This window comes from Marinobacter sp. C2H3, from assembly GCF_037080155.1.
In the GTDB taxonomy this organism is placed as follows: domain Bacteria; phylum Pseudomonadota; class Gammaproteobacteria; order Pseudomonadales; family Oleiphilaceae; genus Marinobacter.
In genome coordinates this window covers 236,422-247,769 of the sequence record NZ_JBBBNZ010000001.1, presented here as the reverse complement: position 1 = coordinate 247,769, position 11,348 = coordinate 236,422, and the positions used below count along the sequence as shown (strand labels likewise).

The 11,348-nt window shown below is 63.0% G+C and carries 12 protein-coding genes; 6 read left to right on the top strand and 6 right to left on the bottom strand.

Annotated features, from left to right (window positions below; genetic code table 11):
• Window positions 1-258 precede the first annotated feature (258 nt).
• The gene (gene cysZ / locus V3388_RS01050; RefSeq protein WP_336365666.1) at window positions 259-1,020 is read right to left on the bottom strand and encodes a sulfate transporter CysZ; all 762 of its coding nucleotides are present in this window, start codon (window positions 1,018-1,020) and stop codon (window positions 259-261) included.
• 97 nt (window positions 1,021-1,117) lie between these two features.
• On the opposite strand from cysZ, the gene V3388_RS01045 reads away from it, so the two are divergent.
• On the top strand, window positions 1,118-1,498 hold the full coding sequence (locus tag V3388_RS01045; protein ID WP_336365665.1) for a VanZ family protein: 381 nt from the start codon (window positions 1,118-1,120) through the stop codon (window positions 1,496-1,498).
• A 500-nt stretch (window positions 1,499-1,998) separates the two neighbouring features.
• Here V3388_RS01045 and V3388_RS01040 read toward each other — a convergent pair whose 3' ends face one another.
• Complete coding sequence (locus V3388_RS01040) at window positions 1,999-2,661, bottom strand: class I SAM-dependent methyltransferase (protein ID WP_336365664.1); 663 nt, start codon at window positions 2,659-2,661, stop codon at window positions 1,999-2,001.
• A 158-nt stretch (window positions 2,662-2,819) separates the two neighbouring features.
• On the opposite strand from V3388_RS01040, the gene mnmH reads away from it, so the two are divergent.
• The 5 genes from mnmH (at window position 2,820) to V3388_RS01015 (ending at window position 7,310) form a co-directional block, all read left to right on the top strand.
• Complete coding sequence (gene mnmH / locus V3388_RS01035; protein ID WP_336365663.1) at window positions 2,820-3,923, top strand: tRNA 2-selenouridine(34) synthase MnmH; 1,104 nt, start codon at window positions 2,820-2,822, stop codon at window positions 3,921-3,923.
• Between the two features lie 73 nt (window positions 3,924-3,996).
• Window positions 3,997-4,833 carry a mechanosensitive ion channel family protein gene (locus tag V3388_RS01030; RefSeq protein WP_336365662.1) on the top strand — a complete coding sequence of 279 codons (837 nt, stop codon included), beginning with the start codon at window positions 3,997-3,999 and terminating at the stop codon, window positions 4,831-4,833.
• A 167-nt stretch (window positions 4,834-5,000) separates the two neighbouring features.
• Entirely contained in the window at window positions 5,001-5,558 is a 558-nt protein-coding gene (locus V3388_RS01025) for an aminoacyl-tRNA deacylase (RefSeq protein WP_336365661.1), read from the top strand.
• Between the two features lie 66 nt (window positions 5,559-5,624).
• Window positions 5,625-6,914 carry an FAD-dependent monooxygenase gene (locus tag V3388_RS01020; protein ID WP_336365660.1) on the top strand — a complete coding sequence of 430 codons (1,290 nt, stop codon included), beginning with the start codon at window positions 5,625-5,627 and terminating at the stop codon, window positions 6,912-6,914.
• 30 nt (window positions 6,915-6,944) lie between these two features.
• The gene (locus V3388_RS01015; RefSeq protein ID WP_336365659.1) at window positions 6,945-7,310 is read left to right on the top strand and encodes a histidine triad nucleotide-binding protein; all 366 of its coding nucleotides are present in this window, start codon (window positions 6,945-6,947) and stop codon (window positions 7,308-7,310) included.
• A 45-nt stretch (window positions 7,311-7,355) separates the two neighbouring features.
• Here V3388_RS01015 and pstB read toward each other — a convergent pair whose 3' ends face one another.
• The 4 genes from pstB to pstS all read right to left on the bottom strand — a co-directional run bounded on the left by pstB (window position 7,356) and on the right by pstS (window position 11,270).
• Complete coding sequence (gene pstB, locus V3388_RS01010; protein ID WP_336365658.1) at window positions 7,356-8,225, bottom strand: phosphate ABC transporter ATP-binding protein PstB; 870 nt, start codon at window positions 8,223-8,225, stop codon at window positions 7,356-7,358.
• Between the two features lie 50 nt (window positions 8,226-8,275).
• Window positions 8,276-9,118, bottom strand: a complete 843-nt coding sequence (gene pstA / locus V3388_RS01005; protein WP_336365657.1) for a phosphate ABC transporter permease PstA — start codon at window positions 9,116-9,118, stop codon at window positions 8,276-8,278.
• A gap of 1 nt (window position 9,119) precedes the next feature.
• Complete coding sequence (gene pstC, locus V3388_RS01000; RefSeq protein ID WP_336365656.1) at window positions 9,120-10,097, bottom strand: phosphate ABC transporter permease subunit PstC; 978 nt, start codon at window positions 10,095-10,097, stop codon at window positions 9,120-9,122.
• Between the two features lie 132 nt (window positions 10,098-10,229).
• Window positions 10,230-11,270 carry a phosphate ABC transporter substrate-binding protein PstS gene (gene pstS, locus V3388_RS00995; protein ID WP_336365655.1) on the bottom strand — a complete coding sequence of 347 codons (1,041 nt, stop codon included), beginning with the start codon at window positions 11,268-11,270 and terminating at the stop codon, window positions 10,230-10,232.
• Between the last annotated feature and the right edge of the window lie 78 nt (window positions 11,271-11,348).

Genomic DNA, 11,348 nt, shown 5'->3' with positions numbered 1-11,348 from the left:
AAACCTCCAAAACAGAATGTTGAGTATGTGCCTCGGAAGCGAGGGAGAGGGCTTTCCAGAACACGCTGTGAATACGTCCCTGTACGCTCGGCCTCCGCCCTTTGGCGCTAATCGCTCCTGCGTCGCGCCAAAGGCCCTGGGCAAGTCGTCCATGACTTGCCCGTGCAGTGCTTCGCACTCCACCCCTGGCGGAGGACGGTTCTGGAAAGCCCTCTCCCTCGCTTCCTTACTCTGTGCAATACGCCGCGCGAAGGAACATCAGCCCGGCTGGATGTTCGCGCCCGGGTCCCGCTCCCTTACCCAATAAGCGGTGGCGCCGCACACGGCCGCCGGCACCACGATCAGGTTCAGCAAAGGGACCATGGAGGCCAGCGCCACCGGCATGCCAAACCCGAAGGCGGACAGGCGGGTATCGCCCAACTGCCGGCGCAGGGCGGGAAAACTGACCTTATGGTTGTCCGCCGGGTAGTCCACGTACTGCAGCGCCATCATCCAGCTGTTGAACAGGAACCACAGCAGGGCCGCCACCAGATTGACGACGGGAATCAGGCCGATCACCAGGAGCCCGATGGCCCGGGGCAGGTAGTAGCCAATTTTCTGGACTTCCCGCCACAGGGCCCGGGGAATGTCCTTGACGATGCCGGCCCAGCCGGCGTCCGTGCTCACTTCCTGGCCGGTCAGCAGCTTTTCGGTCAGCTCCGCCAAGTAACCGTAAAAGGGAGAACCGATCAGGTTCGCGACAATCACAAAGCCGTAGGCGAGCATGAGCAGAATCACCGCCCCATAGAGCAACCAGAACAGCCAGCTCAGGGCCTGCAGCCATTGCCAGTCCGGCAGCCAACCCATGGCCATGGCGATCAGTGAGGAAAACCCCTGGGCCATGCCGTAGAACAGCAGGGCAAACAGAATGACGTTAATAATCAGGGGCAGTAGCACGAACAGGCGCAGGCCCGGCTGCCGGATCAACCGGAAGCCCTCACCCAGGTAGCCCAGGCCCTGAAAGAAATTACCCTTGAGCATAACCGGCCGATCCTCCGCAGCGATGACAGTGACGGGGCGCCAAGCATATCATGTTGACCATTGGCCCACAGCCCGACCCCCATCGCGGAAACTCCCCATGGCAGACTTACAACGCAGCTTTGACGCCCTGATCAATCATCGCTCCCTGTGGCGCACTGCCCTGGTGATCTCGCTCATTGCCATCGTCATCCTCGCCACGCTGAACCCGGCCTACCCGATGCCATCGTTGCCAAGCGATAAGCTCAATCATCTCCTGGCGTTCGTCGAACTGACCCTGCTGTGCCGCTTATCCTGGCCCGCCCGGCCATCTTGGCAGTTTATTCTTCCGCTGCTGGCGTTTGGCCTGGCTATTGAGCTGGTGCAGGCCAACCTCCCCTACCGGGATTTTGACCTCTGGGACCTCGCCACCGACGGTGTTGGCGTGGCCCTGGGCCTGCTGCCCTGGCCGGGACTGTCCCGCGTTCGAACGGGCGTTTGAGAAGAACGCCCGTCGTCGTGTGAGACATTTCCTACAACCGCGTAGGTGATCGCAGTGACCTCACGTGCGCGAACCGTCTTGAAGTGCCCAAAAACGCGCCATGCAGTTGATTATATTTGATTATTTATTTCAGCACCGATGGCGGGGCCGGATCATCCGACCTCCTTCACAGGTTTGTCATCGGGGGATTGGTATAGTCTCTATATCAAGGATGACAGGGAAAAGGACGACGCATCGGACGCACCCCGGCACGGACTGCAGGGAGAGGCAAGGAATCAGGGACGCCTCGCTTGAGGGAGAATATTCTGGACGGCTGGCTCGGACGCTGGCTCCACGGAGCGGATGAACGGACACGCAACCGGATTGTTGCCACCGCGCAAGGATGCGCCGACCTATTCCGAAAAGGGCAACCGCTGGTTGCCCTTTTTTTTGTCGGGATTCTGCCACCCTGCTTACCCCGGCAAACCTGCTCACCCCCGGCAAAAGGGGCGCGCCCGATGTCATCCCAGCGCGTTCCCCGCCCGATACAGCCGCACCCGGTTGAATTCCTCAAACTCGTTCAGATCCGGCCAGGTCCTGGCCTCCACCGTTACCCGGTGCACGTAGCGCGCATCCCCCAGATCCCGCACCCGGGAGTCCGCCAGCCACACCTCCGGTGCCGCCTCCGCAAACACCCCCAGCAAGGGCCGATTGTCCGGGTCGTACAGCACGTCCGCAGCGGTAATCACGTCAATGCCGTCAGGCCGCCGGTGCCAGTCGTCGCAGGTGTCCACGGCAACGCCGTTCAGGGCAGCATTGGCGCGGGCCGCGGCCAGGGCCGCCGGGTCCAGATCGCAGGCGATGACCCGTTTTGCGCCCGCCAGCGCCGCGGCAACCGCCACCACCCCGGAGCCGCAGCCCACATCCAGGACCGTCCGCCCTGCCACCGTCTCCGGGTGGTCCAGCAGCCACTGGGCCAGCACCTGCCCGCTGGCCCAACAGAACGACCAGTAGGCGGGCTCAGCCACCACGGCCTGGGCCTCATCATGGCTCAACGGCCCCTCCAGAACCGACGGATCAAACAGGTACAACGGGATTGACGGGCAACCTGCCGGGTGGCTCACCGCCACGCGCCCCCGGCTCAGGGTTTGTTGCAGGTGGTGGTTCAACAGGTCCGGGGTCATGGGGGCTCCTTGTTCTGTCTACGTCTGGCCTCAGGGGCGGTGGCGGGAGCATTGTACCCCGAGCAGAGCCCCATCGCTTTCGGTATACTCAGGCCGGTTTACGGCAAACACCGCCGTTATTTTGCCCCCGAGTTCATTCGCCCATTTCAGGTCCGAACATGCCAAGCAGACCCGACACCGACCATTACCTGAACCTGTTTCTCGATGACGTGCCGCTGATGGACGTCCGTGCGCCGGTAGAGTTCGCCAAAGGCAGTTTTCCGAACGCAGTGAACGCGCCGCTGATGAATGACGAGGAACGCCATCGCGTTGGCATCTGTTACAAGGAGAAGGGGCAGGACAAAGCCATCGAGCTGGGCCACCAGCTGGTCTCCGGGGACATCAAGGCGCAGCGGATTGAAGCCTGGAAACGGTTTGTCGCCCAGAATCCGGACGGCTATCTGTTCTGCTTTCGGGGCGGCCTCCGATCGCGGCTCACCCAGCAGTGGATCCGGGACTCAGGCCTGGATTATCCACTGGTCAAAGGCGGCTACAAGGCTCTGCGACGGTTCCTCATTGACCAGCTCGAATCCCTCATTGCCGACAGCGAATTCCGGATACTGAGCGGACGAACCGGCACGGGCAAAACGCGGGTACTGGCCCGGCTGCCGAATCCGGTGGATTTGGAAAACCTGGCTAACCATCGCGGCTCCACCTTTGGCCGCCAGGTCACCCCGCAGCCGACCCAGATTGATTTTGAAAACCGTCTGGCGGTAGCGATGCTCAAGGCCCATCACCGGGTCGGCGGCCCCATTTATCTGGAGGATGAGAGCCGCCTGATTGGCCGGTGCGTGCTCCCGGACAGCCTGCGGGCGCGCATGGCGGAGGCGCCCCTGCTGGTGCTTGAGCGGCCCATGAGCGAACGCGTTGCCGTGATCCGCGAAGACTATGTGGATGACATGCTCGCCGCGTATGTCGAACGGGACGGCGCGGACGCCGGCTGGCTCAATTTCCGTGATTACCTGCTGGCAGCCCTGGACCGCATCAAACGACGCCTGGGTGGCGAGCGCCACCAGCAGCTGCGGGCGCAGATGGAGGCGGCGCTGGACCAGCAGGCCAGCTCCGGCGACACCAGGGGCCATGACGCCTGGATTGAAGCCCTGCTCACCGATTACTATGACCCGATGTACGACTACCAGCTCAGCCAGAAGGCCGGGCGAGTAATTGTCCGGGGAGGCCCCGATGAACTGATCGGGCGAGCCGGTGCGTCGCAACCGGCGTAACGTTATGAATCGCTGTTGTTCCGCGCGGGCGGAGCCGGCGCGCTGATTTGACCTCACGAACAAGGAGTTCTTTATGGAAAACCTCTTTGGCGCTGATGGCAGTGCCTCCAAACTGCTGGACCAGGCCATGTCGCTGGTGATGACCTACGCCCCGAAAGTGGTGCTGGCCATTCTCACACTGGTGATCGGGCTGTGGCTGATCAACCGGTTTGTGCACATCCTGGACGTCAAACTGAGCCAGAAAGACCCCACCCTCACCAAGTTCCTGTGTGGCCTGATCAACGCGGTCCTGAAAATCCTGCTGCTGATTTCCGTGGCCTCCATGGTGGGCATTGCCACCACCTCGTTCGTCGCCATCATCGGTGCCGCCGGCCTGGCCATCGGCCTCGCTCTGCAGGGCAGCCTGGCCAACTTCGCCGGGGGCGTGCTGATCCTGATCTTCAAGCCGTTCAAGGTGGGCGACACCATTGAGGCCCAGGGCTTCCTGGGTGCCGTGAAAGAGATCTCCATCCTCTACACCATTGTCGATACCTTCGATAACCGCCGCATTGTGATTCCCAACGGGAGCCTGGCCAATGCCAGCCTGGTCAATGTCAGCTATTACGATACCCGCCGCTGCGACATGACGTTCGGCATTGCCTACGGCGACGACATTGACAAGGCCCGCGCCATCATCAAGCGCTGCCTGGACGCCGACGAGCGGGTACTGCCCGAGCCGGCGCCCCGAATCTCCGTCGGTTCACTGGGGGATAACTCGGTGAACTTCATCGTGCGCCCCTGGACCAAGACCGACGATCTCTGGCCGGTCTACTGGGACATGCAGGAAAAGGTCAAGAAGGCCTTCGACGAGGAAGGCATCAGCATTCCGTTCCCGCAGCGGGATGTGCACATCTACAACCACAGCGAGTGAACCCGGTCGCAGGAAATCATCCGACCGCTCGCAAATGGCGTATGCTCGTCTAAGCTGAGCAGTAACGGTGGCCGGCCGTAACCGGCGGCCACCGACGCCAACGGGGCCCGGCACACCGACAATCAATGGCTCCGAAACGCTGTCATTGCTGGTTGGAGGATGTCACGATGCCGGTACAGCAGTTGAAGGAATACCTCGACGCCGCGGGCACCGATTACCTGTGCCTGTCCCACCCCCCCGCCTTTACCGCTCAACAACTTGCCCATCACGTCCAGATTGCCGGTGACCGGGTCGCCAAAACGGTGATCATTGAGCTGGACGGCAAGATGGCCATGGTGGTGATGCCGGCCACCTGGCGCATCCGCTGGGACCGACTGTCGCGGATTCTGGAATCGGATTTTGTCGACCTGGCGGACGAACAGGCCTTCAAGGATCGTTTCCCGGCGTGCGAAGTGGGCGCCATGCCGCCCTTCGGTAACCTGTTCGGAATGACGGTGTACTGTGCGGAGGCCCTCACAGAGCAACCGGAGCTGGCGTTTGCCGCCGGAAGCCACACCGAATCCGTGCATATGAAGATGGCGGACTACCTGGCCCTGGTGCAGCCCATGGTGCTGCACCAGGGCTTCGTTCGCCCAGGCGCCCGCAAGCCGTCCTGGCTGGCCCGAGGCCGTCGCCAGCCGGACGCGCCGGGCCGCCGTCCGCTGGTGGATACCGCCGGCCTGTGATCCGGGCGGGGCGCTTGTCTCGCCGTCGGCATCGCGTAAACTGACGGCATCAGACAGGACCCTGCTATGACTCACACCCACGACATTGCCATTGTCGGCGCCGGCATGGTCGGCGCCGCCCTGGCCATTGGCCTGGCCGGCGACGGCTACCGGGTGGCGCTGATCGATCCGGCGGCGCCCTCGCCGTTTTCTTCCGACGACCCACCCGACCTCCGTGTCTCGGCCCTGAGCGCCGGCAGTGAAGCCTACCTGCGCGCCCTCGGCGCCTGGCCCGGCATTCTCGAGCGCCGGGCCACCCCGTATCGGCGGCTCGCTGTCTGGGACGAAACCTCTCACCCGCTCGCGGCGCTGTTGCCGCGACGCCTCGCGGAAGTGACGTTCACTGCCTCGGCGCTCGGCCGCAGCCACCTTGGCCACATCGTCGAAAACCGCATTACCCAGCTGGCCCTGTGGGACCAGGCGGTTGCGCAGCCGAACGTGACCCTGTACACCGGCACACGGGTGTCCGGACTGGCGCACGACAACAACGCCGCGCAACTGCGCCTGGACAGCGGAGACACCCTGCGGGCGGCCCTGGTGGTCGGCGCAGACGGTGCACAGTCCCGAGTGCGGGAGCTGGCCGGTATCGGCGTGACCCGGGACCAATACGCCCAACAGGCCATGGTGTTGTCGGTGCGCTACCACGGCCCGGTTGAGGACATCACCTGGCAGGGCTTTTACCCCACCGGTCCCAGGGCGTTCCTGCCCCTGCACGGGGCCGGTGACGGCCGCAGCCACGGCTCGCTGGTGTGGTATGACGACCCGGCGACCCTCGCCCGGCTCAAGTCACTGGACACCACGGAGCTGATGGCAACGGTGCAACGGGCGTTTCCCGACGACCTGCCCCAGCTCGCCGCCATTGACGGCTGCGCCAGTTTCCCGATTGCCCGGCAGCACGCCAAGGCCTACCACCAAGACCGCGTGGTGCTGGTCGGCGATGCGGCCCACACCATCAACCCATTGGCCGGCCAGGGTGTGAACCTGGGCTTCCAGGACGCGGAATGCCTGCAATCGCTGCTGAAAGACGCCCGGCGCTCCGGCCAGGATCCTGCCGCCCCCGCGCTGCTGGCCCGCTATGAGCGCCAGCGCCGTCCCGCCAACCGGCGCATGATGCTGGCCATGGACGCGTTCTATCATCTGTTCAGCAACCGCATCCCGCCGGTGCACCTGCTGCGCAACCTGGGCCTGGGAGCCGCCCGGGCCCTGCCCTTCGCCCGTCATCAGGTGGCCCGATACGCCATGGGCCTGGACGATCCACTGCCGGCGACCCTGCGCAGGATGGCCGAACACCTGCCGGCCTGGCCCGGCGCCCGCTAACCGTTCCCTTTACCCGCTTCAGGAGGCAGCATGTCAGAGACCATTTTTACCAAGATCATCAACCGGGAAATCCCCGCGGACATCGTCCACGAGGACGAGCTGAGCCTCGCCTTCCGGGACATCAACCCCCAGGCGCCGGTGCATCTGCTGATCATTCCCAAAAAGGCCATCGCCACCACCAACGACATCGAAGAGGGTGACCGGGAACTGGTCGGGCATCTTTACTGGGTGGCGGGCAAGCTGGCCCGGGAGATGGGTTTTGCCGAGGACGGCTACCGGACGGTCATGAACTGCGGGGAAAACGCGGGGCAGACGGTGTTTCACATTCACCTGCACCTGCTGGCGGGCAAGCCCCTGGGCTGGCCCCCCTATACCGACAAAATGAAGCAGGCGTGACGCCTGACCGGGGCCGTTGCGCCCCGGCCAAGCGCCGGCGCCGGATCAGCCAAACCGGCCGGTGATGTAGTCTTCGGTCTCTTTCCGGTCGGGATTGGTGAAGATGGTGTCGGTGTGGTCGTACTCCATCAGATCCCCCAGATACATGAACGCGGTGTAGTCCGATACCCGGGCCGCCTGCTGCATGTTGTGGGTGACGATGGCGATGGCAAAATCGTCCTTAAGCTCGTAGATCAGCTCCTCAATCTTGCCGGTGGAGATCGGGTCCAACGCTGACGTCGGCTCATCCAGCAGCAGCACTTCCGGCTTCACCGCGATGCCCCGGGCAATACACAGGCGCTGTTGCTGGCCGCCGGACAAGGCGCCCCCGGTCTGTTTGAGCTTGTCTTTCACCTCATCCCACAGCGCCGCCCGCTGCAGCGCCCACTCCACCCGGTCGTCCAGATCGGACTTCTTGAGTTTCTCATACAGGCGCACACCAAAGGCGACGTTGTCGTAGATCGACATGGGGAACGGGGTCGGCTTCTGGAACACCATGCCCACCCGGGCCCGCAGCATGTTCACATCAATACCCGGGCCCAGGATGTTCTCGCCGTCCAGGATCAGCTCGCCCTCGGCCCGTTGGCCGGGGTACAGATCGTACATCCGGTTGAACATGCGCAGCAGGGTGGACTTGCCGCAGCCGGACGGGCCAATGAACGCGGTTACCTTGCGGTCCGGGATGCCCATGGAGATGTCGTGCAGGGCCTTAAACTTGCCGTAGTAGAAGCTCAGGTCCCGCAGCTGGATCTTCGGGTCCGCCACCGAACGGATATAGTCGGTTTTCTCGAGCAGATCGTCGGCCTGGCCGGCCGCCGCTCCAGCGGTCAAGCGGGACCGCGTCAGGTCCTGATCGGTAGACGATTCTTGAGTCATAGTCGCTGCCTTCATAGTGTCAGTCTCTGGCGCTGCCTGAGGAGTCGAAATCACGGCTTCTGGTTACGGCTCTTGAGGCCGTAACGGGCAAAGATGTTCATGGCCAGCACGCTGATGGTGATCAGCAGCGCGGCCGCCCAGGCCAGGTTCTGCCAATCTTCATAGGGGCTCAGGGCGTACTGGTAGATCACCACCGGCATGTTGGCGATCGGCCGGTTCATGTCGGTGGACCAGAAGTTATTGCTCAGGGCGGTGAACAGCAGCGGCGCGGTTTCCCCCATGATGCGGGCGGTGGCCAGCAGAAGGCCGGTGATCATGCCGCTCAGGGCCGCTTTGTAGACCACGTGCACGGTCACCTTCCAGCGCGGTGCGCCCAGGGCCGCCGCTGCCTCGCGAATCTGCGGGGGAACCAGCTTCAGCATGTCTTCGGTGGTGCGCACCACCACCGGCACCACCAGGATGGCCAGTGCCACGCCGCCGGCCCAACCGGAAAAGTGCCCGACCGGGCTAACCAGCAGGGTGTAGACAAACACCCCAACCACGATGGACGGCGCCGACAGGAGGATGTCGTTAATGAACCGGACCACGTTGGAAAAGCGCGACTTGCCGCCGTATTCGGCCAGGTAGGTTCCGGCCATGATGCCGACGGGCGTGCCGATCAGCACGGCGACCACGGTCAGCATCAGGGTGCCGACGATGGCGTTGAGCAGGCCGCCGGCCTCGCCCGGCGGCGGCGTCATTTCCGTGAACACCGCCCAGTTGATGTGGGCAAAGCCTTTGGCAAACAGGATGGACAGGATCCAGCCCAGCATCACCAGACCGAACAGGGTCACGGCGATGGAGGCGGCGAGGTTGAACGCGTTGACGACCTTACGGCGCTGGTATCGGGTCATGTCAGCTACTCCGTCCTTCCTGCACCCGTCCAAGGCGGTTCAGGAACACCTTGGAAATGGCCAGAACAATGAACGTGATGATGAACAGGATCAGGCCAAGGGCAATCAGCGAGGACATGTGCAGCCCGTCGGCCTCGTTGAATTCGTTGGCCAGGGTGGACGCGATGGTGGAGCCTGGGTAGAACAGGCCGGCCATCAGTTCCTGGGCGTTGCCCACCACGAAGGTGACCGCCATGGTCTCACCCAGGGCGCGGCCGAGACCGAGCATGATGCCGCCGATCACGCCCACCTTGGTGTAGGGCAGGATCACCTTCCACACCACCTCCCAGGTGGTGGAGCCCATGGCGAAGGCGGATTCCTTGAGGTCCTTGGGCACCACCTCGAACATGTCTCGCATGACTGAGGCAATGAACGGAATGATCATGATGGCCAGGATCACCCCGGCGGTGAACAGGCTCACGCCGATAGGTGGGCCCTGGAAGAACTGGCCGAACCAGGGCAGCTCACCCAGGGTATCGGTGAGCAGTGGCTGCAGGTTTTCCGAGAACCAGGGTGCAAAATAGAACAGGCCCCACATGCCGTAGATGATGGACGGCACCGCCGCCAGCAGCTCTACCGCAATACCAACGGGACGCTTGAGCCATTCCGGTGCCATCAGGGTGATGAACAGGGCAATCCCGAAACTCACGGGGATGCCGATCAGAATGGCGATAAAGGAGGTCACCAGGGTGCCAACGATGGGGATCAGGGCACCGTACTGATCGTTGACCACATCCCACTTGTCGCTGATGAAGAAGTCGAGACCGAAGGTCTGAAAGGCCGGCCAGGCGTCCTTGAAGAGCATGATGATGATGGCGGCCAGCACCACCAGAACCAGGGTGGCAAAGAAGAGCGCGGCGCCCTTGAAGAGCCGGTCACCCAGCGCCCCCATTATGGCCTGTCGGGACGGTTTCGAGAATTGCGTTTCGGGCACTGCCATGGGTTCTCCCGCCTGGATCAACACGGTTTCAGGATGAACGACGGCCACCGGGGCCATTTTCGGGTCGAGGGATTATGCCACAACAACAAAGGACGGGCGAAAGCGCCCGTCCTTTTTCGTCCATCAACCCGCTTACTTCAGGTTGATCTTTTCGTTCCAGGACGCTTCGATCAGCTTGGCAACGCTTTCCGGGATGGGGATGTAGTGCAGTTCTGCCGCCGCATCCTGGCCGTTCGCCATGGACCACTTGAAGAAGTCCAGAACCGCTTTCACCTTAGCCGGGTTCTCCGGATCGGTGTGAACGATGGCGAAGGTGGAGCCGGTGATCGGCCAGCTGTTCTCGCCCGGCTGGTCGGTCAGGACCACGCGGAAGCCCGGGGTGCCTTTCCAGTCGGCGCCGGCGGCGGCGGCCGCGAAGTTGTCGCTGGTCGGTGCAACGCGGTTGCCGTCACGGTTGATCATGTCCATGTAGGTCAGCTTGTTTTCCAGGGCGTAGGCGTACTCAACGTAGCCAATGGCGCCCTTGATGCGGCCGGTGTAGGACGCAACGCCTTCGTTGCCCTTGCCGCCCAGGTTGCCCTGAGACATCCAGTTAACGGTTTTGCCTTCACCGACGTTGTCCTTCCACTCTTTACTGGCCTTGGACAGGTAGTTGGTGAAAATGGCGGTGGTGCCGGAGGCGTCAGAACGGTGAACCACGGTGATGCGCAGGTCCGGCAGGTTGGCGTCCGGGTTCAGCTTGGCAATGGCCGGATCGTTCCAGTTGGTGATCTTGCCCATCAGGATGGCGGCCAGGGTCTCACCGTCGATGGCCAGGTCGCCCGGGTTCACGCCCGGTACGTTGGCAACCGGCACGATGCCGCCCATGATCAGCGGCCACTGGGTCAGGCCGTTTTCCTTCAGGTCTTCAACGGTCATGGGATCGTCGGAGGCGCCGAAGTCCACGTTGCCCGCTTTGATCTGCTTGATACCGGCACCGGAACCCACGGACTGGTAGTTCACTTCAACGCCGGTCTTGTCCTTGTAGGCGCTGGCCCACTTGGAGATGATCGGGTAGGCGAAGGAAGAACCCGCACCAGTCACCTTGTCTACGCTGGCGGCGTGGCCGGCTGCAGACAGCGTTACGGCGGCAGCGGCGAAGACACCTGCAATCAGCTTTCTGTCGAATTTCATGAACTCTCTCCTAAAGCAGTTGGATACGTCTGCCACACTCAGTCCGGTGTAGCTGGTGGCCGTGTGCCAGCCGGTTGC